Here is a 24,975-nt window from a genome sequence, read left to right on the forward strand (position 1 = left end):
TCATGAAAAAACAACTCCTTACGGCTGCGCTCCTGTTGACGAGCGCAGCCACAAGCTGGGCACAGATGGCCCATGATGCTATTTACATGCCTAAAAAGACCATTTGTGCCGCCGCCATGTATGGCCGCAGCAACTGGAACTGGTATTGGGAAAATACGCTGAAACGCGAAAATTTTAACATCGGCACCCATTCCACGCAAAGTGCCTCGCTAATGGCCGCCGTTGGCTTGAGCGACCGGGTAAACCTGATCGTAAACGTGCCCTACATCTGGACAAGCACCAGTGCGGGTAACCTGATGGGACAGAAGGGTTTTCAGGATATTTCGGGTTGGCTGAAAGTCAACGCATTTGAGTACAAAGGTTTTTCGGTACACGGCATTGCCGGCGTGTCGACTCCCCTGAGTAGTTACGTACCCAGCTTCCAGCCCATGTCGATTGGCATGGGAGCCCGGTCAGTAGCCGGACGGGTGCTGCTGAATTACAAGCACCCTAAAACCGGCCTGTACCTGACCGCTCACGGCTCGTACATCTGGCGCAGCACCATTCGCATCGACCAGGACTCGTACCAGGCTGATGGACGCGTGTATAATACCAACGAAGTGGCCGTGCCAAACGCGACCGACGCCGCCGTTCGGCTGGGAATTCTTCGCCGTACGTTCCAGACAGAAGTGTTTGCCGAACAGTTCGCCTGTACATCGGGCGATAATATCCGCCGGAACGATATGCCGTTTCCGACCAACAACATGCAGGCAACCACCGTGGGCTGGTACGGAAAATACCAACCGCATAATATTGGGTTCAACGCGCGGGCCGGGTACGTGACCAACGGCCTGAACATGGGGCAGAGCACGAGCTTCATGCTGGGCCTACTCTATCAAATCAACCTGAAATAACGTACCTGCAAGACATCGAAAACCTGTAGGCCAGATCAATTGAATCAACATGAAACATATAAATAAGGGGCTCATTGTCAGCTTTGTTGCGCTTGCTGTAACTGTAATTTCCTGCGATAAAACCATCGAAGAACCACAGCGCGTGGGCTATACGCCGGTGAGCGTCGACGACAAGGCAGGTACGTGGAAAACATACGTATTGACCAGCCCGACCGACGTAACGATTGCTACGCCGTCATCCACTTCGTCGGCCGACTATCAGGCTGAATTGACCGATCTGAAATCAAAAGCGGCCAACTTATCCCTGGCGCAGCAACAGGCTGTGGTGTACTGGGGGGCTGGTGCGGCCTATCGATGGAACGAGATTGCCCGTGAACTAGCCGCCCGTTACAACGTACCGCCCGCATCGACTGCCGATGGCAAATACCCGGTGCCAGATGCGGCCAACCCCCTGGCCGATCCGAAGTTTCCATTCGCCAATCCGCCTTATACGGCGCGGGCACTGGCCAACCTGAGCGTAGCCCAGTATGATGCCCTGGTAGCGGCCTGGAGCTATAAATACAAGTTTAAGCGGACAGCTCCGTCAAAAGTAGATGCCACCGTTCCGGCGGCGTTGCCCGTGTCGGCGTTGCCAACGTACCCATCCGAAGATGCGGTGGTGGCGGCGGCTTCGGCGGTGATTTTGAAAGCGATGTTTCCCGGCGAAGTGGCCTTCATCGACGCCAAAGTAGCCGAGCACCGCGATTCGCGCCAATGGGCAGGTATGAACGTAACCAGCGAACTCGCCGCGGGTGCTGATCTGGGTACACAGGTGGCGGCTAAAGTAATGGCCCGTGCTAAAACAGATGGCATGAGCGGAGCCAATAACCAGACGCTGACGGCCGGCATGATCGAGTCGGCGAAAGGGCGCGGACAAACCGAAGTCTGGACGAGTCAGGAGTCACCTGCCCGCCCGCCGATGCTGCCCAACTACGGAGCCGTTTCGACCTGGAATTTCGACCGGGCCACCCTCGTGAAACTGCGGCCTGGACCAGCACCATTGCCAGGGTCAGACCAGTTCAATACGGAATTGGCTGAATTGCAGGAGATCAACAAAAACCAGACGCGTGAGCAGGCGCGGATTGCCAACTACTGGGCCGATGGCGCTGGCAGTTACACGCCGCCCGGCCACTGGATGCGCTCGGCGGCCGATGCCGCCCACGAAGCCAAATACAGCGAAGTACGGATGGCCCGGACGCTGGCACTCGTTGGCACAACCTTGCAGGATGCCGGTGTGTGCTGCTGGGAAACTAAGTTTTATTACTACACGCCCCGGCCTCAGCAATATGGCGTGAAAACGTCGGTGGGACTGCCCAACTTCCCAAGCTACACCTCAGGTCATTCAACGTTTTCGGCGGCGGCGGCTACCGTACTTGGCAGCATTTTCCCCGACCGGGCCGACGAATTCTGGGCGCGTGCACAGGAAGCTTCGGTGTCGCGTGTTTATGGCATGATCCACTTCCGGTCAGACTGTACGGCAGGTTTAGCGTGTGGAAAAAATATTGGTTCCTACGCCGTAACCAGGGGTAAAGCAGACGGGTCAGGTTTGTAGATAAGTAAGCGACTACATGATGAGGGGAAAGCTGGTCCATTAATGGGCGTCTCCTCATTATTGGCACCTGTGGTCATCGCTTAGGTATACTTTCCTCTTACTCACTCATTATGAAGATCTTAGGGTCTATATCAATAGCGGTTTTGCTATTGGCCAGCGATAGCTTTGCCCAATCCTCCGACACGCTGCGTACCCAGCAGCTACGAACGGTAGAAGTACGGAGCGCCCGATTTGGTGAAGCCCGTTCGTTACCCGATCAGCAGGGAACGTACCTGATGGCGGGCCGACGGACTGAGGTGATCCGACTAGCCGATACGGATGCGGATGTAGCCCAGAAAAACCCGCGTCAACTATTGGCGCGTGTGCCGGGTGTGTTTGTGTATGACATGGACGGTTCTGGTAATCAGATCAATGTGGCTACGCGGGGGTTAGACGCCCACCGTTCCTGGGAGATGAACATGCGCTACAACGGCGTGCTGACCAATTCAGATATGTATGGCTACCCGGCCAGCCATTTCTCGCCACCCGGCGAAAGCCTGGAACGGATCGAACTGGTGCGGGGAACCGCGTCACTGCAATATGGTGCCCAGTTTGGCGGCATGCTCAACATGGTGTCGAAACAGGCCGACACAACCCGCCGGTTCGGGTTTGAAAGTATTGGTTCGGTAGGTTCATACGGGTTACGAAGCACTTATAATGCCGTGGGTGGGCGCGTTGGGAAACTTACCTACTATGGTTATGCCTACTGGCGGCATTCCGACGGGTATCGGCAAAACAGCCGGTCTGATGCGCAGGCACTGTTTGCCAGTTTACGTTACCAGGCTTCGTCCCGATTAAGCCTATCGGTCGAAGTGGCGCGATCAACGTACCTGTACCAGATTCCGGGACCGCTGACCGATTCCATGTTTCGGGCCGACCCGCGCCAGGCAACCCGTAACCGGAACTATTTCAGTCCCGATATCTGGGTGCCTTCGGTGCGGGCCGACTGGCAGTTGACCCAGCGTACCCGTTTGCAATGGATCACTTCGGCGGTGCTGGGGGTACGAAACAGCGTGCTGATCGACGCCTTTGCTACGGTTAGCGACCAGCCCGATCCAGTAACGAACCAGTACCGCCAACGGCAGGTAGACGCAGATCACTTCAATAGCTACACGTCAGAAGTCAGGCTTTTGCACCGGTTTCAGGTGGTCGGCCTGACCTCGACAGCCGTTGTCGGAGCGCAGTTGATGCACAATGATCTGCATCGGCAGCAACTGGGGAAAGGGACAACCGGCTCCGATTACGACATGTCGCTGACTGCACCATTCGGTCGCGATTTGTGGTATTACACCCGAAACGGGGCCGTTTTTGCCGAAGTACAGCTTCAACTGACTCGAAAGCTGACCCTTTCGCCCGGTGTTCGGATTGAACGTGGCCTGACCCGGATGCGTGGGGAGATCACAAGTTATGATCCCGGCAACGTACCCAATGACATCAGTCACCAGTTTACGCTGTTGGGCGTGAGTGGACAATACAGGGTCAACGAGGCCGTTCGGCTGTATGGCGGGTGGTCGCAGGCGTACCGGCCGGTGATTTTCAAGGATATTATTCCGGCCTCGACCTACGAACAGGTCGACAAGAATCTGCGCGATGCCAGCGGGTACAACGCCGAGTTGGGTATGGAAGGACGCTGGAAAGGACTACACGTAAACATGAGCCTTTTCGATGTCCTCTACCGAAACCGGATGGGAACATTGGTGCAAACCACCGCCACCGGTCAACCCTATACTTTTCGGACAACGATTGGCGACAGCCGGAGCCAGGGCGTTGAACTGCTGGTTGAAGGGCAACTGATGAGTTCGGGCCGCTGGCTTGTCAGTGGATTCACCTCCACGGCGCTCATGGATGCCCGGTATCTGAACGCCAATGTCTCGGCGGGAACAGAAAACAGGAATGTGACGGGCAATCAGGTCGAATCTGCCCCACGCTTCACCTCGCGCAACGGGCTGACCTTTCGCTACCGCACGGCCAGCCTCACGGCGCAGTACAGCTACGTAGGAATGACCTACTCGGATGCGCTGAACACGCCCGTTGCGTCGGCTAATGGGGCAAAAGGGCCAGTGCCAGCGTATGGTGTGTGGGATCTGAACGCTACGTGGCGGGCTACCAGTTGGCTACACGTCAGGGGGAGCGTCAACAACTTGTTGAACAGCCAGTATTTCACGAAGCGGCCCTTATTTTACCCCGGCCCCGGTGTCTGGCCGTCGGATGGGCGCAACGCCGTTTTATCAGTTGGTATCAAAATTTAGCCCTATACCTACTATGCGGATTCAATTTTTAGCGGGTATTTTCTGGTTAATGACAACGAGCTCCCTAACTGGGCAGTCGCTCAAAATGGCCGATTTGCTTCGGCTGGTTGCCAGCGCGCCCGCTGCGTTTGAGCAGGAAATGGTAGCAAAAGGGTACACCTGTTATCAGCAGAAAAAGTCGCTCACGACCTGGAGCTGCCTGTTTATGGACCAGCGGCCTGCCTACATGAATCAGCCAGCATTAGCATCAGACGTAATGCAATACGTTTTCGGCCAGCATGCTACGGTGCTTATTCAACAGACTAAGTCGGTTGCAGATTATAAAGCTTGGCAGAGCCAACTGATTTCACTGGGTTTTTCAGTAGATAAGCAGCCTCAGTCCAGCGAGCTTGTGGGGCTGCTGTATACAAAAGATCGCCTATCGGTCACGCTTCAAAAAGTTGACTATTACAACGGAATCTCCAATAACCAAACCGGGTACAGTGTATCAGTAACCTGGATGCGCCAGTCGCCAACAGTGGCACATGCAAGGCGGCATCAGCGCTGACTCTGTTCCCAAAGACAAACGTTCTCACATGACTTATTTAGACTTTTTACGAACGGCAATTGTGTTGCTGGCCGGGTTTTGTGTGGCCATGAAAATGACAGAAATCACTAAACTGATCTGAGCATATGCCACACATTCCACTTCCCGATCACTTGCCGGGTATTACCGGCCTGCTCGAATACCGGCTGGATACGGCTGAGCCTATTCGTAACCTGACCCAGTTGCTCTTGCGGGGAAATTCCCCTGAGGGCGAGTCTACGCTGAGTGAAGGCGAGCGCGAACTGATTGCGGCGCTGGTGTCAGCGCGGAACTGCACCAACTTCTGCAATGCGGCTCATACCAAAGCCGCCGATCTATTGCTGGGCGACTCTGAAACAGCACGCGCGGTAAAGCACGACATTGAAACGGCTCCTGTGAGTGAGAAAATGAAAGCGCTGCTCCAGATTGCTGCCCTCACGCAACAATCTGGACGTGCTGTATCGCCTGAAGCGGTTTCGCGGGCGCGAACAGCCGGTGCAACGGATCGTGAAATTCACGATACCGTATTGATTGCCGCCCTCTTTTGCCTGTACAATAAGTATGTGGATGGACTGGAAACGGTGACACCTGCTGATCCGGCGTATTACCAGATGCTGGGCGAGCGAATCACAGGGAGGGGGTACGTCCGTCCGCCGGGCGGTTACCCAACGCAAGCGAAGTAAATGAACCCTGAAAGCAGGGAAACTACCTTTTACACTACTACTCATGAAATTCATATATACTGTCATCGCGTTTGCGATGATGCTTGCTATTTCTCTGCCCACACTGGCCCAGGTACGTCGCCTGACGGGCATAATTCGCGATGGTCAGGGGCAACCGTTGCCGGGTGCATCGGTCACTATCAAGGGACAACTGGCTGGCGCGACAGCCGACGGCGACGGGCGATTTTCGCTGAACGCCAGTCAGCAAGGTCCGATACGGCTGACTATTTCGATGGTTGGTCATGAACGGCAGGAGCTGACAGTTACTAGGGTTGATCAACCAATCGAGGTACGTCTGGTGGCAACGACGAGTCAGCTACAGGAGGTTGTCGTGGGCGCCTCGCGTGTGGAAGAACGCTTGTTGCGGGCACCGGTCACCGTTGAGAAAATGGACGTTCGGGCCATTCGCGAAACACCATCGGCGTCGTTTTATGAAGGGATCAATAACCTCAAGGGGGTGGATATGGTCACCAGCGGACTGACCTACCGGCAGATCAATACCCGTGGATTTGCCAGCACGGGCAACAGCCGGTTTCTGCAACTTATTGACGGAATAGACAACCAGCCCGCCGGGTTTGGGTTTTCGGTAGGAAACATGTTCGGGCTGAGCGACCTGGATGCCGAGAGTGTGGAACTGGTGCCGGGTGCTGCTTCTGCACTGTATGGCCCGGCGGCGTTCAACGGTGTGTTGCTGATGACCAGTAAAGATCCGTTCCGCAATCAGGGACTTAGTGTGCAATCGAAGGTGGGTGTCAATCACCTGGGCGACGCCAATGCGGGCGCGGCCCTATATACCGACCATGCCATTCGGTATGCCAAAGCCGTTGGTTCGCGGTTCGCCTTCAAACTAAATGCATCGTACATGGCCGGGTTAGACTGGTTCGCCACCGTTTACTCCGACGTAAACCAGACAACATCGCCCGAACTGCGCGGGGCCAGCAACCCGGCCCGCAATGCGCTGAATGTCTACGGTGATGAAGTGGTTCGGACATTGCCGGGCATCGGTCAGGTATCGCGGACGGGTTATGCCGAAAAAGACCTGACCGACTATAACGTGTATAGTCTGAAACTGAACGGGGCGCTTCACTACCGGATAACGCCCAAACTGGAAGCGATTTATGCGTATAATTTCGCCAGGGGAACGGCTAACTACACGGGTTCTAACCGGTTCTCTGTCAACGGGTTCTCGCTGACTCAGCACCGGATTGAGTTGCGGGGCAGTAACTTCTTCGTACGCTGGTACAGCAACGCCGAAGACTCGCACGATTCGTATAATACGCGTTCGCTGGGTCAGCAGATCAATCGCACGTGGGTACGTGACTTGGCCGGCAATGTTGTAACGCCCGATAAAGCCGATCAGACATGGTTCGACCGGTACGCTGCCGCTTTCGCCGGAACCATTCCGTCTGTGAGTGCCAATAGTCAGGCGGCGGCGCGTGCCTTTGCCGATCAGGGGCGGTTATTGCCAGGTACGTCGGAATATGAAGCCCAGAAAAACCGGTTGACTGGTGTTCAGGGGCTGGCGGGGGCCGGTATTCTGAGCCAGACCAGTATGTGGCACACCGACGGACAGTATAACCTCACATCGGTACTGAAAAATGCGGCCGAGGTGCTGGTTGGTGGTAATTACCGGCAGTACAGCCTGTTCACGAACGGAACGTTATTCGACGATAAGGGCGGGCGGATTCTGTACAGTGAATTCGGCGCGTTCATGCAGGTGAGTAAAACCCTGCTCGCCGACCGGCTGAAATTGACCGTATCGGGTCGGTTCGACAAGAACCAGAACTTCGCGGGCTACTTCACGCCGCGTGCGTCGGCGGTTTTCTCGGCCACAGACCGGCATCACTTCCGGGCCAGCTACCAAACCGGCTTCCGCAATCCCACGCCTTCCGACCAATTCATCAAACTAAACGTTGGGCCGATCACGATTCTGGGCGGAGCGCCGAGCAACAGTGCAGGCATGAATGTGTATGAAAATTCATTTACGGCCAGTAGTGTCAACCAGTTTGGGGCTGGTTTTGGGGCCGATGTGAACAAGGTCGGTCCGCAACAGGCGGTGCTGAACAATAAAGACAAACTGCAGAAATCGAACGTACCATACATTGCTCCTGAACGGGTCAACAGTGTTGAAGTGGGTTACCGTGGGCTACTCACCAGCAACTTATCGGTCGATGCCAATTATTACTATGGGGTGTATACCAACTTCATTCTCAACACCGTGGTGCTTCGTCCCGACAGCCCGGTGCTGGGCAGCGACGGTAAACCCAACCCGGCCGCCGCACAGGATATTCTGAATGGCCGCGTGCAGGCGTTTCAGCTATACACCAATGCCCCCGACAACGTATCGGCACAGGGCGCAACGCTTGGCCTGAATTACCGGACGCCGGGCGGTTACCAACTGAGCGGCAACGGTACCTGGTCATCGTTCGATATCCGGAACGCCGACCCGAACAATGTGGCGGCTTTCAACACCCCCCGGCTTAAAACCAATGTAACGCTCGGCCACCGGAATGTAGCGCCTAACCTGGGCTTCAATGTGGCCTGGCACTGGCAGGAAGGGTTTGATTGGGTAGGCTCGTTCAATGCCCTGATTCCTGGACCCGTACCGGCCTATCACCTGCTCGACGCGCAGGTTAACTATCGGGTGCCTTCGCTGAAAACGATGTTCAAACTCGGCGCATCGAACCTCACGAATCAGTATGTGGTACAGGCGTATGGCTCCCCGGCTGTTGGCGGGCTGTATTACATCTCGATTACGTTCGATCAAGGGCTGAAATAGGGAACGTACCTGCAACGTACCTGCTGCTTTCAACGGGCAGCAGGTGCTAAAAAAACGAACAACGATGAACGTAATTCAAACAAAACCTGATACACTGACGGCCAACTGGCTGGCGTTTGGCCTGTGCGCAGCCTCGTATGCGCTGGGCGGAACGGCATCTACGCTGATGGCCACGGTCTTGCCCGTAGTAGTGCCCGACTTGCTGGGTACGTCGGTCACTGCCGCGCAGATGGGCGATGTAGGGGCCTACATCAGTGCGGCCTTCCTGTACGGCTGGATGACGGGCGGGCTGACCTTTGGCTTTATCAGCGACCGGTTGGGGCGTTCAAGGGCAATTGCCTTTGCCACAGGGCTATACGGAGTATCCATGCTGCTGACTACGGTGGTGCCCAACTGGCCGTTATTGCTCCTGTGTCGCTTCCTGACGGGAGCGGGTGTGGGGGGCGTGCTGCTGCTGACAACGGTTTACCTGTCCGAGATCTGGCCGGTGCGAAATCGTGCCGTGGTGCTGGGCGTCCTGGCCGTTATGTTCCCGGTGGGCATTGTGGCAACGGGTGGCTTGAATGTTGGTCAAGTGGCCTGGCGGCAGGCATTTGGGCTGGGGCTGGTTCCCGTGCTGGTAGCCTTGTTAATGGTGGTTCTATTGCCTGAGTCAGCGAGTTGGCAGCGGGAACGACAGACCCGGAACCAACGGGGCCACCCCGCCTGGACAGCCTTGAACCGGACGAATCTGCTCACGGGTGTCCTGGTGTTTGGGGCCGTGCTGGTTGGCCTTTGGGGTACGTTCTCCTGGATTCCCACCTGGGTGCAGACCCTGTTGCCAGCGGGCCAAACGGGCGAGCATGAGCGTGGCCTCACCATGATGTTGCTCGGAATGGGCGGTATTATCGGCGGTCTGTTTTCGGGTCTTTTACTCAACCGGTTCGGGTCGCGCCTGACCCTGTTGATGACCTTTGCCGGTTGTGCAGGTGGTTGTAGTCTGCTCTTCCTGACAAACAGCCATTTCTCGCCGATCATTTATGCCGAAACGGCTTTTCTGGCCCTGTTTTTTGGCATCAGTCAGGGCGTGTTGTCCAGCATTATTCCGGCGCTGTTTCCGGTTCACATTCGCGCCACTGCGGCAGGTATCAGCTTCAACATTGGTCGGTTTTTCACGGCTACTGCCGTATTTTTTGTCGGAACGATGGTGGCGGGCCTGGGCGGCTTTGGCCGTGCGCTGCTCGTTTTTTCGGTTGCTTTCCTGATCGCCCTGATTACAGTCTGGGTACGTTATAAACCACTTGACTCGACGCCTGATTGATCCTGTTCACGGCTAACTCCCCATATCACAATGCCTCATATTCAACTCAACAACGATGCGCCCGGCATTCGGAGCCTTGCCCTCTACCGGCCCGATACTGGTCAGCAACTGTATGCCCTGGCGCAGGCACTCCTGCGCGCCGGTTCGCCCGATAGCACGCTCACCGATGCCGAGCGCGAACTCATTGCCGCTTTTGTATCGAGCCGGAACTGTACCGATTTCTGTATGAATAGTCATGCGGCGGCTTCCCGTTTTCTGTACGGCGATCAGCAAACTATTGTCGATCAGGTGCTTGACTCATACAATGCGGCGTCGATCTCAGAGAAGCTTCGGGCACTGCTCGCCATTGCCGACCACGTTCAGGCCGATGCCCGGACGGTGAGCACCGGGCTTGTCGAATCGGCCCGGACGATGGGTGCTACCGATGGCGACATCCATGACACGGTGCTGATCGCCGCTGCCTTCTGCATGTTCAACCGCTACGTTGATGGGCTTGCTACCCTGACACCCACAGACCCCGCCGCTTATACGGCGATGGGCGAGCGGATGGGTACGCTGGGCTACATATTGCCAGGGCCTGCCCAGGTACGTTAACACAAAAAACCAGTTCAACTTTTTATCATAGGTTAGTAGTTCATATCCCTCAGTCAGCAATTGGCTGAGGGTATATCAACTACAGTTAGTCATCTGTTTTATGCCCCATATTCCACTTCCTGATGATATTCCCGGTATTCGTGGGCCAATGGCTTATAGTCCGGAAACGGCGCGTCCGTTGAATGAACTCGCCAATTTATTACTCCGCACCAACGCCCGGCACCCGGAATCGACCCTGAGCGAAGGGGAACGCGAACTGATAGCCACCTACGTATCGGCACAAAATGACTGTTTCTTTTGCCAAACTATCCACGGAGCCGTTGCCAGCCATCATCTGGGCGACGCTGACTGGAGTTTGGTACGGTCTGTGAAGGGAGATTATGTACAGGCTCCCATCTCTGAAAAACTCAAAGCCCTGCTTACGGTAGCAGGGAGTGTACAGCAGGGAGGGAAGCACGTGACGTCGGAACAGATCGAGGCGGCCCGCTCTGAAGGGGCTACTGACCGGGACATTCATGACACGGTGCTGATTGCGGCTGCCTTCTGTATGTTCAACCGGTACGTCGATGGCCTGGGTACGCTGGCCCCCGTTGATGAGCCTGATTTTTACCGCAACCGGGCTGCGCTCGTGGTCCAGAATGGGTATGCGGCTTCTGATTCTAATTAACACATGACTACAATAAATTCACTACAAATGACTGTACACAAACAACTCCTGGTAGCCGTAGGGCTGCTGCTCGCCGCTCCACAATTTGCGTCTGCTCAATACACCTCGATGAACACGGGCGTGGCGCAGAAAAATGAGGCCATTATTCAGAAGAACAACGCGCTGGCGGTGAAGTCGCCAAATGCAAAAACGGCAGTTGCTTTCTTCAATGCGCTGCTCAATGCCCGTGATGTCGCGTTTCTGAAGACCATTGTTACGCCCGATGTGGCGTTTCGGAACTCGCTGGGTGTCACAGTCAACGGCATCGACGGGCTAACGGCGATGATGGGCAAGATGGACAATACGTTTGCCGGCTTTCGAATTGAAATCACCGAAGTCATTGCCGAAGGAGACGCTGTATTTCTGAAGGCTACTTTTTCAGGCACACACAGCTCTGCTTTTCTGGCTCCGGCGGCGACCAACAAACCATTTACCGTGCCGGGGTTTGCCCGATTCACAGTTCGGGATGGGAAAATAGCAGAAGGCTTTTCGGTGGTTGATTTTAACCAGATTACGAAGCAAATAGTCGCTCAATGAATCGAAATCCGCTCCGCTGGCCATTGGTGGGCCTGTTACTGCTCATCCTGCTCGAACTGGCGCGGGTTTATCTTATCATGCCGATGCCCGGCAGCCAGCTCGATACGGCAGCCGATCTAAGTCGGGTAGGGGTCGCGTACTGGCTCCACCAATATGGACCCTGGGTACGGGCCATGCTGCTCCTGCTGTTGATCACCCCTGTGTTCAATGCCTATACAAAACCCCTTAAGCGCGGAAGCCGCTGGCTGATTACCGGACTGATTGGTGTATATGCAATTGTATTCTACATGGTGAATCAGAAAATGATGGCCGATCACATGTTCTTGCAGCCTGTAACTAAACGGCTGGTGCCGATGAGCCAGAACAAAATTCCGTCAAACAAACTGGTGCTGGGCATACTGGAAAATGGGGAAGCTCGGGCTTACCCGCTGCAACTGATCGGTTATCATCATCAGGTACGTGACACGGTGGGCGGCAAGCCCATACTAGTTACCTACTGCACCGTTTGCCGGACAGGGCGGGTGTTCGATCCGGTTGTGAACGGAAAGCCGGTCACATTCAGATTAGTAGGGATGGATCACTTCAACGCCATGTTTGAAGACGATAGTACGGGAAGCTGGTGGCGACAGGCAACAGGTGAGGCCATTATGGGTCCGCTTCGGGGCACCGCATTAACCGAGCTCACCGCCCGGCAGATGACGCTGGCTGAATGGGTCGCTGAGCACCCAACCACGCTGGTGATGCAGCCCGATCCGGCTTTTCGGGAAGAAATCGATAGCCTGGCTACCTACGATACCGGGGTTCGGCGGGGGAAGCTCACCCGGCGCGACTCGGCCTCCTGGAAACCTAAATCGTGGGTGGTTGGCCTGCTGGATGGCAAAGCTGCCAAAGCCGTCGACTGGAATGAACTGGTTAACAAACGAGTCGTCAACACGGTGGTTGGCCGGCAGCCTGTTGCCGTTGCTCTCGCACCCGACCAACAGACGTTTCGGACGTTCAACCGGTTGGTGAACAGTAGGTTACTTACGTTTAAGCCTGCAGCCAATGGGGAACTGGTGGATAAGGAAACGGGAACTGTCTGGACTAAAACCGGGCTGGCAGTGTCAGGTACGTTAGTAGGGCAGCAGCTAGCGCCAGTTCAAGCCTACCAGGAGTTTTGGCATTCGTGGCAGTCATTTCACCCCACGACAACGCATTGAAAATTAACCCTATAAGGTCTTTACGAGACCTTATAGGGTTTTACATATGACTGATGTGGCTGGTACTTACAATACTAGCGGTCCGTTCAGTTCATTCTCTTTTAGCTTGGGGTCGATCAGGTACGTCATGCCGCCCGTAAGCATACCGTCGATGTAGGTTTCGACTACAAACGCCAGATTCTTCTGTTTACGGAGATCGGTGGTGGTGAATTTCTCGCCGGGCTCGAGTTTCATCGTTGCCACAACTTTGCCACGGCCGTCTATTTTTCGTAGCTCCTGTTCGTTGGCGAAGTGGAGTTTCCAGCCTAATCTCTCAAGGAACGGCGGCATCGTTACCTTGATCTGCAATTTACCCGCCTCGCGCATGGGATTCCGAATCAGGAACTGACGACCCTCAAACGCACGTAGCAACCCTTTCAGACTGCCCGCCACCGGGGCTACGTTGCGCTGACCGATGTTGTTGTCGTGGGGCACCAGCCGCCATTCGGGAATGGTGTCGCCCGCCGAAAAGTTGACCACGTTACTGGCATCGCCATTGGCCGAGGCAATCATCAGCATACACTCGTGGCCAACCTGGCTGGGTGTCCACTCGAACGGGCCTACCACAATTTCAGACGCGCTATTGGGGGCAATGTTGGTGCCCGCCAGTTGTGGTGTTGTCATCGGAACCCAGTCAACGGGCCAGGTGAGGCCAGTGCCTGGTGTGCAGTGATAGCCTTTCACCACAACGCCGGTTGCGGTTTGCGTGCCCCGGTTTTTTACCTTCACATACGCGAAATTGGGCTGGCCAACAATGGGTTCCTGGTGGGTGGTGCCGCCGTCGGCTAGTCGGCGGTTCCAGATGCTCTGGTTGCTCCAGTGATTATGCAGGTACTGGTATTGCCCACCCCGGCCATCTTCAATATAGACGTCGACCAGCGGTGGTGCCCCTTCCGACGTGGCTGGTGTACCGGGTGTACGATACAGCCCCTGCTTCTCGAACGCCCAGCGAATGACTTTGCTGTAAGCACCGCCAGCGTGCCCTTCCGATGTCCAGTCGCCCAGATCGGCCGTCATCAGCGCCGAAGCCAGCGCGGTTGGCCCCATCAACCCGGCGGGTGGATTGGTGGCGGGTGTCAACGTACCCACCGCCCGCAGGATGAGGTAAGCGGCAAATCGGGCTGCAAACTGCCGACGACCCAGGTCGGGCGAGTCGCCGCCCATCGACCGGTAAAGGCGGAAGAGCGTGGTCGACACGATTTGCTCGCTGCTATAACCGTTGGTATCGTTGGTGCCACCCCAGCCCCAGCCAGCGGCTACCGCCCGGTCATGTCGCCGCCGTGAACCGGCTGGTAAGGAAGAGAATGTCCACGGAAACGTTTCGAACCGGTCGGTAGCGTGTGTTTCCGGGTCGTTGAGAATGGCCGCAAACGAGTCGCCCGCGCTATGGGCAAAGCCGAAATTGGGCGAGTTGACATGGTCCCACAAAATGCCGTGCCCGCCCAATTCGTGCAACACTACCCGCCAGTCGGCGGCAATGCTGATCGGGTTGGCCACGTCGGCCGTGTTGGCGAGCATATAGCCGAGCCGCCCAATGCCGTTACCGGTTCCGTTGCCGCCACAATAGGCGTTGATCTCGTTGCCATTGGCCGTGGTGATATGCCCCCGGTGGTCGACCGGAACCGGAAACGACGTATGATCGAAGTAAGAGCCCAGGTTGAAGCCCAGGCTCTGGACTAGTCGGAAAAAGCGGTCGTTATTGTAGTAGGCATTTACGGCCGCAAAGCCGTTGGTGCGGGCGTTGAAGTTAAAGTCGGTGGCGGCCGGTGCTGTGGGCGGTGCAATGGTAGGCGTTTCAAAATCGGTCAGCCGCACAAAGGGGCCTGTCAGCGACTGAACACCGCCGACGGGCGCATTGAGGGGAAGGGGCACCACCTGCCGCAGCGTATCCAAGGTAGCTCCCGTTGCCGTTGGCCCGTTGGCGGCGTTGCCCGTTCGGGTAATCGGGTCGACCTCGAAAACGAGCCCGTTTACATTGTCGATCAGGGCACGCAGGTAGAGCACAGCGCCGGTTTCTACTTCTACAAACGCCCGCCAGTTCACGTCGCCCATCTCGGGCAGGGGCATGGTGAACAGGAATTCTTCTGCCACATAAAACTGGCCGTCTTTAATTGGTGAAGGCACTTTGGGCAGCGGAAGGGTCAGGTCGGCATGGGCGAAACCATCGTATTTATGCCCCTTATGGTCGGCGGTGCGTTTCGCTTTTTCATACCGGAACACATACATCGTCCGGGCATTGATGGTCAATTTGGTGTAGGACGTACCCAGCAACTCGGCCAGTTCCGGTGCCTTCAACGCGTTCATGTGACGCACCGCCTCATCAGACGGCTTACCAGGCATGATATCCATCACCGATGAATTCTGGGAACTTACGACCCGGTAAGGGCCATCTTTCACCTGAACAGCTACGCCCGAATTCCAGACGGGCAAGCCAAAGTACGTTTGCTGATAGCCTACCGTCGTAATATCAAACTGACTTTTCTCAGTGGTGAACCGAAAACCGGCGGCTTCTTCCTCGGGTGCTTTGGCCATCGCCCTTGACAGGTTTGTCAGTGAGGCGGGCTGCACCATTAGCTGGTCGGTTTGCTGTTGCAGGTAAGCATCGGCCACTTCACGCGCCGAATTTCCGGTAAGTTGCACAGGCTCTGCGCTGTGATTCATGTCTCGTACGACGCCCGCCGTATCGAGGGTCAACAGGGTTTGATTGCCCGGTTGAATTGCTTGGTGAACCATGATTGGTAAGGGGTTTTGTCAGGATATAGCCGCTCGGTCAGTGCGTAAACTGAGCCGGAAAAGCCTGACAAAGGTGCTCGATGGACGCCACCTGTTTTAGCGTAAAAGTAACCGATTTATAAAATTGGGTAATTGACGCAAACCCCACGTAGATATCCCCGTTTGAGTGAACGAGCCTCTTTTTATTAACCGTAAACTGCCTGATCACAGCATAAAAAAAGAGGCAATCCGGTCTGGATTGCCTCTTCTGGGTTAGAGTCGGCACTAAATTTACTCGATCACCACTTTTACCACGTTGCGGCTGGTCGACGTGCTGCCTTCGAGCAGGTAAACGCCCGTCGATACCGACTGGTCGACCTTGAGTTTCACAATCCGGTCGGTCTGCTGAAGTAGTTGCGTCCGAATGGCCTGTCCTGTTAGCGTACGCAACTGGTAAGTAGCCCCCGCCATATTCCGCACCGCCAGTTGAATCTGGTTGTCGGCAACCGGGTTGCCCATGAGTGCCATCGCAGGCGTAACGTCGTCGAGCGTAACGGCAATGATCTTGCTGGTTTCGCTGCTGCCGTCACGGTCCACCGTCCGCAGGCGGTAGTAGTTGGTTCCCGTCAGTGGCCGGGTGTCCAGCAGGCCGTAAGCTTTGCGGGACTCTGAGTTGCCCGTGGCGGCTACCTGGCCAACGGCGCTAAATTCGCGGGCATCGCTGCTGCGTTCCACCACGAAGTACGACGCGTTGCGCTCAGCGGTTGTTTCCCATGCCAGTGATACCCGGTCGCCCGCTACAGTTGCCTGGAAGTTGATGAGCTGTACGGGTAAGGCACTCGCCATATTGAACTTGGCATAAATTGGGTAGTGGTCGGTCGTAGTATTGCCGTAGTTGCTGATGCCCGGCGTGATCCGCGTCACCGAATTGGCCACATAGGCAGGGGCCATTTCATTAGAAACAATGATGTGGTCAATAATATCAGCGTAGCTCACCGTCGAGGCACAACCGGCATCGCTCAACTCCTTGGTCAGCGCAACGAAGTTGGCATTTGGCCGCACGCCGTTGATATCCGTTTCGGCCGGATTGGCGTACAGGAATGGCTTGTAACTACTGATGGCTGCGACGTTGTTGGTGGGGTCGGTCAGGTAAATCGACTTGTCTACGTCATCGTTAATATCGCCGGCGTAGATGATCAGATCATTCGGATATTGAGCCGTCAGGGTATCGTACAGGGCTTTTACGTCATACACCCGGCGGTTGTAGGAGGTAACGTCGGAACCTGACTTGGCGTGAATACCAATGAAACGAACCAGTTTGCTGGTGCCACTGGTGTTTACCATTCCCGTGAACATAAACGGCAGACGACCCGATGCGTAGAACTGAGACGCGTTGCCGGTCGGATAACCCGTTACGGTGGCACCGGTCAGCAACGGTCTGCTGCTCACCTTCGTCACCACCGACGGTTTATAAATGATACACACCCGTTGCGGATTGGCGTCGGGTACGCTGTTCGACACGGCCGATGAACATTCACCGGTATACGTACCTGCGCCATACTGGGCATTGAGGCCATTGATCAGTTGCCCGAAAGCCGTTGTGTTGTCGGTAGGGTTAGCGGCGTTGTACTGGCAAACCTCTTCGAGCATGAACACATCGGCATTCAGGTTTTTCAACACGGTGGTTACGTTGGCAATCTGAGTAGCGTCGCCTGTGCCGCTCTGGCTGGGGCCATTGGCGGGGTTACCCAGCCACTCCACATTCCAGATTACCACGTCGAGGGCGTTGGCATCCGGCGTGATGGTTGGCACACCGCAGACCGCTCCTGAGTTGGCCACCGCACCAGCCACGTCATCGACAAAGCGCGGAAAAATCTGACAGGTCGAGTTGAACACGCCCACAACGCCGGTAACGCTGGTTGTGCCGGTGGGGCGAAGGGCACCCACCAGGTTGGTGGTGTTGTAGATACGTACCTGGCCCGCCTGGCCGGTAATGCTGTAGTTGGTGCTACCCTGAAAGCTTGTCCCAGTCCCTGTAAGCGTAACATCGGCGATTGACACGAGTTGTCCCTGGTAATTACAGAGGTCAGCTACGGCAATTGGTGTCGGCACGGGCAGCACATTATCGGTGCCTACCCGGCTAAAGCAGGTCAGCGTCTGCACCTGTTTGTCGAGGTTAAAAGCAGCCGTTGTACCCGTTACCTGAATCAGGTCGCCAATACTGTAATCAATGGCCCGGTTGTCGGGTGAGTCGAAAATGGCCATTCCGCCCGTTTCGTCCTGGATATAGTAGTTACGACCATTGGCGAACTGCCCCGACACCGTCAGGCGACCTGAAATAGTGACCGTTTGACCAGTTCCTAACTGACGTGCGGATAAAATAGATTGGCTTGTGCCGCAGGGTCCAACCTGCCCTCCCCCTGTATCGACCAGTCCGCTCACACTAACTGATGCTACGGCTGTGGTTCCGGTCGTATGCGTAATTGTACCACTTACATTTCCAGAGCCTGCTCCCGTGAGCCTAACATCAATTGACTGATTAATTGCCCCGGAAGATGGCGTGAGCGTCAGTGAAGTGCCAAATGTTCCACCGCCGGAAGTAGCGATTTGATAACCGGTTGGTGCTGTGACCACTACGTTATCTGTGCCCAGGTTACTCCCGGTCAAGGTGTATGTTTTTGATGATGATGCGGTGCCTTGCGAGGTGAAAAAGTTTGACAGTGTGGTAGGGTTGGCCGTGAGCGTGGGCGTTGTTGACGGAGTTGATGTAGTGAACGTGACCGACAGGTCATCAACAGCTATTCCGTGGTCTGATCCCGGATCGTCAATATCTGTCCATCGCAGTAATATCTGCTCATCATTAGCCACGGGCGTCGAGAAGGTGATTGTCGTTGATGGGAAAGTCGTACGGTTCGCGGCTGCATTTCCATCTAATGCAGCGGATGTGGTGCCGGTAATCGGACTGTTAAAGTTGAGCGCACTCACCTCCGTTGCGGCACCGGTTAAGGTTACGGTTGCCCCGGTGGCATACGCAAATGTCAGCGAATTAACGGCAGTACTCCCCCCATTTCGCCACTGTTCACCGACGTAGCTTACCTGAATGGCCGTTATGGGTACACCAGTACTATTTTTGAAGATTACACCATAACGAATGGGCGTAACGGTGCCTGAGGCCATTGAGCCCAAAGCCCGGTCAGCGTTACTGGCAGGCCCGAAACTATATAGGCCACCGTTAGTGGCGGTGCCGGTTCCTGCCAGGTAAACGGTCCGGGTACTGTACCAGCCAGGAATTGTGCTGTTGTCTGTCCAGGTGTTTGTGGTACCCGTTTGTGATAAGGTATTGAAATCCTGTGTGTATGGTGATGCTGTTGATGTAATCGATACCTGTGCATTTGCAGCGGACACACAAAAAAAGAAGGCTCCTGCCAAAAGGAGCCAAAGAAACTGTAGCGGTTGACGCATACGCAATAGCTGGATAAGTTGTTGAATAATGAAGCTTGTTCACAAACTTAAGCGGTACCTATTACCTACGTGTTACTACACTGTTAGTTTTTAGATAATTTATATTAAATCTATAGAAAAGAATAATTTATTACGAATTAGAGTCGAACCCATCCCGCAAAAGCTCGCGAATCGCCTGGTGGGGACGTAATTGCGCCGACCGATTTAGCGGTTTATCCTTAGCTTGCCGGTCAGCGGTTCCGTTTATATACCCGTCGTTATACTGGGCAATTCGCCGGTCGGTGAGGGAGAGGCGATGTTCGTTGCCAATCTGGTTCATGTCGGTCAGAAGCTGGGTACGTTGCGCTTGAAGCAATTCGGCGGTGGGTAGCTTATCGAGTTGGGCGTCCAGCAACTGTTGTTGCATCGCCTCCTGGTTCAGTGTTTGATCGGCGGGGTCCAGGTCGGTCAGCAATTTCTTTTCGCGTCGACGCAACACCCAAAGCCGCCGGTCGGCCTGCAACCATCTGAACCAGAAGGCCGAGAGCACCGGAAGCCCGATGCCGAGGCAGACCGCGCCCGCCAGCGCAAACAGCAGGCCACTCAGCACAAATGATAACATCGCCCACGGACTGCTGACCAACGCCACGTTCAACTCGCCCGACTGCTGGAGTTGCTGCTCAATCTTTGCCAGCACCGCCGCGTCGACCGGGGCCGTCGAGCCGTCGAGTGGGGTGGCCTGCTGTTGCAATTGGCGGATACTACGGTTGATCGCGGCCTTTAGCTGATCGGTGCGGTACGCTTCGTACCGGAACCAGCCGAGTACGGCCAGTGTCAACAGCGCAAACACGGCCAACGACAGCTTGAACCGTTCATAACGTACCTGATGCCGCGCCGGATCTGTCTGGTAAGGGCGTTCGAGGAGGCGGTCGTAGGCTGGTTTTAATAGAACGGTGACCATTGCGAGCCCCAGTGCAAAAGCCCAGGCTTCCATGTTATCGCGAATGTTGAGCGCATACGCAACAATTTCGTGCGAGATGATCAGGTCGCCGAAAACGAATGAAAGCCCCGCTACCAGAAAAAACAGCCCGCCGACCAGCGAATACTCCGGCGTTACGGCTTTACGCCTTACACGCAGATCGGTCTGTTCGTCGTGGATCTGGGTGAGTTGCTCACGTAGCCTGGTTACTTTTCCCGACAACGAGCTAATGGCGATCAGGTGCGTATTGCGCTGCTGATCTAGTGTTTGACGCTGCTGTTCGGTGGTGGCTATGGTGGCGTCGAGGCGATCAAGGTCACGTTGGTACCGGGCAAGCTGACTGGCCAGGAACGTTTCATTTTCCTGACTGGATACGTAGCTCTCAAAATGGTCGCGTTGCGCCTGGTCGTGTCCGCTGTCGTAGCCGTGTTGAAAATCGGATTGCATACCAGAGTTGGGGTTAATAAAGTAAGAGGCACATCGTAGCAAATAGTGAGCGCAGCCTTACAGATCGACGAATCGGTCACGTACCCGATGACGTAAGCTTCGGGCCAGATCGAACTCGCTCTCGAACAGACGAATCAGCAAATCGCGGTGGGCATTTTGCTGGTTTAGGGTCGCCTCCGCTTTGTAGAGTTGCTCTATTTCAGCCTGTTTCTGGTTGCGCCAGCCTGCCAGCATGGCCAACTGCTGTTTTCGTTCCTCGTCCAGTCGGTGTCGAAGCAGCCCTTCATTTTTCACCCGATCGCGATATGCGGAGAAACCAATAAACAACGTCAGCACACACCCGCTTATACCCGTTAACCCAGCCAGGAGAATCGCCAGTTGCGCATTGACGAGCGATAACGTACCCAGGTACGTTCCTGCGCAGAGCAGCAATGACGCAATTAGCCCAACAGCCAGTTCAGCCACCGGCCAATGACCAGCTACCGTTTTCTGACTGCTTGTCGTTTGGTTAATAAGCTGGCTGTCAAGAGAATCTATCAGGGAGTTCAGCGTCCCAACGGCTTCGTGGTGTTGCTCGATCTGTTTTTCAAGCGGAGCCGTCAGGGCGGCAAAGGCTAACCGGATTGTCGCAATTTTTTCGTCGGGCCGGGCTTCCGATAAACCGAATAGCACGGCTTCATCGCGAAGCTGTTGCTCATCGGTGAGCCAGACGGGTAGTGTATAAACAGGATACATCAGTAGGATAACGTTGCGGTCTATTTTGCCTCGGTAGTTGAGGGTCGTTCGTCCAGCACGTGGAGTTGAACCGCTACCTGTCGTCGACCGACCAGCCGGAAGAGCCCCAGCGACAGTCCGCCGATAAGCGCAAACAGCGCGCTGAGTTTGGGGTTGAAATAGACGATGGCAAGTAAGCAAATTACCGACAGAACGAGCGCCAACAGGGGCAGGAATGGGTAAAAAGGCGTTCGGAAAGGCCGTTCCAGGTTGGGTTCCTGCCTGCGGAGGGCGATTAGGCTCACCAGACTGATGGCATACATCATCATCGCTCCCAGCACCGAAAAGATGATGATCTGGTCGGTGCTACCCAGGAAAAGCGCCACTAAACCCACCAGTCCGCCAGCCAGCAAAGCCCAGTGTGGCGTTCGGAACCGTTCGTTTATCTGCGACAGAAAAGCAGGCAGGTAGCCATTTCGGGCCAGCACATAAATTTGTCGGGAGTAGCCCAGGGTGTTGCAGTGAAACGACGCAATCAGGCCAAACAGCCCCAGACTGGCGAAGAAACGCGTCCAGAGATTGCCCCGACCCAGCACCATCGCCAGTGTTTCGGGTAATGGATAGTCGATGCCGGATAAAGTCCGCCAGTCGCCTGCGCCTGCGCAGAGGAGCATGGTGCCCAGCGCCAGAAACACCAGCGTGCCGATACTGAGCAGGTAGGCTCGGGGAATGGTGCGGCGCGGGTCCTTTACTTCTTCGGCCATCATGGCTGCCCCTTCAATGGCCAGGTAGAACCAGATGGCAAAGGGCAACGCGGCGAATACGCCCTGCCAGCCAAACGATTCAGTATGCGCCACCACGTTTTCGACCCTGAAAGCTGGCCACACAAGCACCATGAACACCAGCAGTTCGGCTACCGAAAGAATGGTGATGAACAGGGAAAAATTAGCCGATTCCCTGATTCCCAGCATATTGATGCCAACGAAGACAACGTAAGCCAATACGCCGATCCAGATAGCCGATAACCCGGGATTTAGAAAATGGGCGTAAGCACCCAGCGCCGCCGCAATGGCCGGAGGAGCCAGCAGAAAGTCGACGAGGGTGGCAAAGCCCGCCAGGAAACCGCCCATTGGCCCAAAGGCGCGGTAGGCGTAAGCAAACGGACCACCTGCGTCGGGAATGGCCGTGGTAAGCTCGGTATAGCTAAAAATGAAGGCAATATAGAAGAGGGTGACGATTCCTGTTGCAACGATGAATCCTAACGTACCTGCCACTGCCCAGCCATAATTCCAGCCAAAATATTCGCCCGAAATGACCAGGCCAACGGCAATTCCCCAGAGTTGTGGCGTGGTGAGCACGCGAAGCAGCGTTCGGTTCGGGCTACCGGTAGCTTCGTTTAGCGCCATAGAAATACCTTCTTTAACGACTCCCAGAGTTTTTTCTTCAACGCTACGTCGGCTTCGATAGCAGGCAACGGATCGGCCATCAGGAACGTGATGCCCTCGAAGCGCACGGGGTGGTAGCGATCCATCATTATGTCGAGATTCAGCCGGCTGAAGGGGACACCGAAGGTGAAAAAGTGGTGGATGTATTTGCCCGTCAGCAATTCGGCGAAATCGACATTTTTTGTGCCGTGGACGTTCAGCAGGTCAACCCCGTCTACGTCGAGGTGAACGGCTTTAAGAATTTTTTCCAGGAAGAGCAGGTCGCTCGGCAGCAGGTCTTCATCAACCAGGATCAGCACTTTCTGGCTGATCAATGGCGTGGCTGGTTTAACGGCCGTAGGAATCTGTGGCGGCTGAACAGGAGCTACAATTACAGGCTCGGGCGTGGGTTTAGGCGTTTCGTCAGCCGTGCTCGTTGGCTCAATAATAGCAACCGTAGCCACAATCTCCTCAATCAGTACGGGCGTAGCCTCAACCGGAGGTGGCACAACGGGATCACTAATTTGCACGGAAGGGGCGGCTACTGATTCCTCTTTGGGTAACCTACCTGGCGTACTGGTCGACGCAGGCTCGTGTCGGTTCGCGACGACGTTCTCCAGCGCAGGAAACGTCAACGCGTCGTCGCTTCGACGGAAGAGTTGCTCGGTTTGAAAGAAGGTCTGGTAAAACGCTTTATGCGACATATAGCCAAAGATACAGTGTCTGAACGCAAAAATGCCCCGTTTCTGGCTAAAAACGGGGCATTTTTGCAGTCGGACGGTTCCGGCTAAGGTTCCGTTCGCTGGCGGCTATGCCGACCGAGTGCGGCGTAAATTGCGCAAAATCCAGTTGCGCCGCTATAGGCCAGGTACACGACCAGGAACAGGGATAAAATAACGGATAGTCCGCTGATAAAGGAGGTTAGGCAAAGGGCCAGCAAGTCGATCGCCAATAAGCCACGCACAAGCCGGTCGATAAAACCAACGTTTTGATTATGATTAGGCATCTTTTCAGGTAGGTTAAGACGCTAATATAAATGATACTGATATACTAGTAACAAATTGTTCATAAATATCTTGATCTATATAGGCTTATGCCAGCTAAGGAGTACTAAATCTGTCTCTTTTTTCTAGAGTAAGTAGGCTATTAGAGAATGATAGTGTGTAGACAAGTATATTTACCTGTCTCTACAAACAAATAGGTACGTTGGTTGGGAAGGCGGCACGTTTCTTCTACTGACACACCTGATCGAGTATGCGCTTTTTATTTTTGGCCTGTCTCATGGCCATTGTTCCAATGGTCTTCCTGGAGGGTTGCTACACAAACATTCCAGCGGCATCACCAGTGCCAGTTTGTCTGATCGTCAAAGAAATCCATAAGTCCAACGCCTACACATCTGTGCCCAAAGGGGAGAAGGAACAGGTGATGATAGATGGTAAAAACGTGGCTGTTTACTTCGACGATTCGGTTATGTATCGCTACGATGGTCAGCGGCGAATCAGTAACCAGTTCAGAACTGGAGTAGGTGGCCACAGCACCAGTGAGTTTACCTATAGCGCCTCCAAAGTGTCGGTGGTGTTTACAAGTTATAACGCCAATAACCTGCTTATACAGGTTTATCCATACTCAGTTGCCTTAAACGAGCGGGGATACGATGCCAGATATACCTATGATGAAGAAGGGATACAAGGTCGCCTATCATACGTTCTTTCAGAAAAACGGGAAAATGGAAACCCTCTTCAGCAGGTGATAGATGGTGGTTTCCGGCTAACCACCCTGAACTACACCTACGATCTTACGCATTTCAGCCTGCCAAATCCGAGGCAGTACGAAGGCCGAATGAGCAGGAATTTGCTGCTGATCAGCTCCAGTTCAGGCACAAGTTGTTGCGGACCATGGCATTATGAATATCGCTATCAATTTGATGTTCAGGGCCGTGTAAGTCGCCGGATTTGTTTGGAATGGCGTGTCGAACTTCCAGACGGTTTACCTTTCCAAACGGTATATATTACTGACTATGAGTACGAATGTGTCTAATCGGATAT

Annotated in this window: 19 protein-coding genes; 12 read left to right on the top strand and 7 right to left on the bottom strand. The window is 54.9% G+C overall.

Going from position 1 to position 24,975, the window contains the following annotated elements:
• The first annotated feature begins 2 nt into the window (after window positions 1–2).
• From ACFE8Q_RS10350 to ACFE8Q_RS10400, 11 genes are all read left to right on the top strand, one after another.
• Window positions 3–893 carry a hypothetical protein gene (locus ACFE8Q_RS10350; RefSeq protein WP_375445314.1) on the top strand — a complete coding sequence of 297 codons (891 nt, stop codon included), beginning with the start codon at window positions 3–5 and terminating at the stop codon, window positions 891–893.
• Between the two features lie 49 nt (window positions 894–942).
• Entirely contained in the window at window positions 943–2,484 is a 1,542-nt protein-coding gene (locus ACFE8Q_RS10355) for a phosphatase PAP2 family protein (protein ID WP_375445315.1), read from the top strand.
• A 110-nt stretch (window positions 2,485–2,594) separates the two neighbouring features.
• Window positions 2,595–4,772 (top strand): TonB-dependent receptor family protein, encoded by a 2,178-nt coding sequence (locus ACFE8Q_RS10360; protein WP_375445316.1) that lies wholly within the window; start codon window positions 2,595–2,597, stop codon window positions 4,770–4,772.
• Window positions 4,773–4,821: 49 nt separating this feature from the next.
• Window positions 4,822–5,319 (top strand): hypothetical protein, encoded by a 498-nt coding sequence (locus ACFE8Q_RS10365; RefSeq protein WP_375445317.1) that lies wholly within the window; start codon window positions 4,822–4,824, stop codon window positions 5,317–5,319.
• Between the two features lie 125 nt (window positions 5,320–5,444).
• On the top strand, window positions 5,445–6,020 hold the full coding sequence (locus tag ACFE8Q_RS10370; RefSeq protein ID WP_375445318.1) for a carboxymuconolactone decarboxylase family protein: 576 nt from the start codon (window positions 5,445–5,447) through the stop codon (window positions 6,018–6,020).
• 43 nt (window positions 6,021–6,063) lie between these two features.
• Window positions 6,064–8,838 carry a TonB-dependent receptor domain-containing protein gene (locus ACFE8Q_RS10375; RefSeq protein WP_375445319.1) on the top strand — a complete coding sequence of 925 codons (2,775 nt, stop codon included), beginning with the start codon at window positions 6,064–6,066 and terminating at the stop codon, window positions 8,836–8,838.
• Between the two features lie 64 nt (window positions 8,839–8,902).
• Complete coding sequence (locus ACFE8Q_RS10380; RefSeq protein WP_375445320.1) at window positions 8,903–10,138, top strand: MFS transporter; 1,236 nt, start codon at window positions 8,903–8,905, stop codon at window positions 10,136–10,138.
• 30 nt (window positions 10,139–10,168) lie between these two features.
• Window positions 10,169–10,732 carry a carboxymuconolactone decarboxylase family protein gene (locus tag ACFE8Q_RS10385; RefSeq protein ID WP_375445321.1) on the top strand — a complete coding sequence of 188 codons (564 nt, stop codon included), beginning with the start codon at window positions 10,169–10,171 and terminating at the stop codon, window positions 10,730–10,732.
• Window positions 10,733–10,832: 100 nt separating this feature from the next.
• The gene (locus ACFE8Q_RS10390; RefSeq protein WP_375445322.1) at window positions 10,833–11,399 is read left to right on the top strand and encodes a carboxymuconolactone decarboxylase family protein; all 567 of its coding nucleotides are present in this window, start codon (window positions 10,833–10,835) and stop codon (window positions 11,397–11,399) included.
• 27 nt (window positions 11,400–11,426) lie between these two features.
• Window positions 11,427–11,975, top strand: coding sequence for an ester cyclase (locus ACFE8Q_RS10395; RefSeq protein WP_375445323.1), 549 nt, complete (start codon window positions 11,427–11,429; stop codon window positions 11,973–11,975).
• Window positions 11,972–13,174 carry a DUF3179 domain-containing (seleno)protein gene (locus ACFE8Q_RS10400; RefSeq protein ID WP_375445324.1) on the top strand — a complete coding sequence of 401 codons (1,203 nt, stop codon included), beginning with the start codon at window positions 11,972–11,974 and terminating at the stop codon, window positions 13,172–13,174. Before ACFE8Q_RS10395 ends, ACFE8Q_RS10400 begins: the two co-directional genes overlap by 4 nt.
• A 66-nt stretch (window positions 13,175–13,240) precedes the next feature.
• Here the strand turns inward: ACFE8Q_RS10400 and ACFE8Q_RS10405 are convergent, their stop codons facing one another.
• The 7 genes from ACFE8Q_RS10405 to ACFE8Q_RS10435 form a co-directional block, all read right to left on the bottom strand.
• The gene (locus ACFE8Q_RS10405) at window positions 13,241–15,946 is read right to left on the bottom strand and encodes a hypothetical protein (protein ID WP_375445325.1); all 2,706 of its coding nucleotides are present in this window, start codon (window positions 15,944–15,946) and stop codon (window positions 13,241–13,243) included.
• 270 nt (window positions 15,947–16,216) lie between these two features.
• Window positions 16,217–19,330, bottom strand: coding sequence for a DUF5689 domain-containing protein (locus ACFE8Q_RS10410; protein WP_375445326.1), 3,114 nt, complete (start codon window positions 19,328–19,330; stop codon window positions 16,217–16,219).
• A gap of 187 nt (window positions 19,331–19,517) precedes the next feature.
• A complete protein-coding gene (locus tag ACFE8Q_RS10415; RefSeq protein WP_375445327.1) occupies window positions 19,518–20,792 on the bottom strand; it encodes a hypothetical protein in 1,275 nt (424 codons plus the stop codon).
• A gap of 57 nt (window positions 20,793–20,849) precedes the next feature.
• Window positions 20,850–21,527 carry a hypothetical protein gene (locus tag ACFE8Q_RS10420; RefSeq protein WP_375445328.1) on the bottom strand — a complete coding sequence of 226 codons (678 nt, stop codon included), beginning with the start codon at window positions 21,525–21,527 and terminating at the stop codon, window positions 20,850–20,852.
• Window positions 21,528–21,547: 20 nt separating this feature from the next.
• Window positions 21,548–22,912, bottom strand: coding sequence for an ethanolamine permease (eat, locus tag ACFE8Q_RS10425; RefSeq protein ID WP_375445329.1), 1,365 nt, complete (start codon window positions 22,910–22,912; stop codon window positions 21,548–21,550).
• On the bottom strand, window positions 22,903–23,634 hold the full coding sequence (locus ACFE8Q_RS10430) for a hypothetical protein (protein WP_375445330.1): 732 nt from the start codon (window positions 23,632–23,634) through the stop codon (window positions 22,903–22,905). Before ACFE8Q_RS10430 ends, eat begins: the two co-directional genes overlap by 10 nt.
• A gap of 83 nt (window positions 23,635–23,717) precedes the next feature.
• Window positions 23,718–23,936: a DUF2892 domain-containing protein gene (locus ACFE8Q_RS10435; protein ID WP_375445331.1), complete on the bottom strand. Its 219-nt coding sequence runs from the start codon at window positions 23,934–23,936 to the stop codon at window positions 23,718–23,720.
• 248 nt (window positions 23,937–24,184) lie between these two features.
• On the opposite strand from ACFE8Q_RS10435, the gene ACFE8Q_RS10440 reads away from it, so the two are divergent.
• The gene (locus ACFE8Q_RS10440) at window positions 24,185–24,967 is read left to right on the top strand and encodes a hypothetical protein (protein WP_375445332.1); all 783 of its coding nucleotides are present in this window, start codon (window positions 24,185–24,187) and stop codon (window positions 24,965–24,967) included.
• Window positions 24,968–24,975: the final 8 nt, after the last annotated feature.

Source organism: uncultured Fibrella sp., from assembly GCF_964250085.1.
GTDB lineage: Bacteria > Bacteroidota > Bacteroidia > Cytophagales > Spirosomataceae > Fibrella.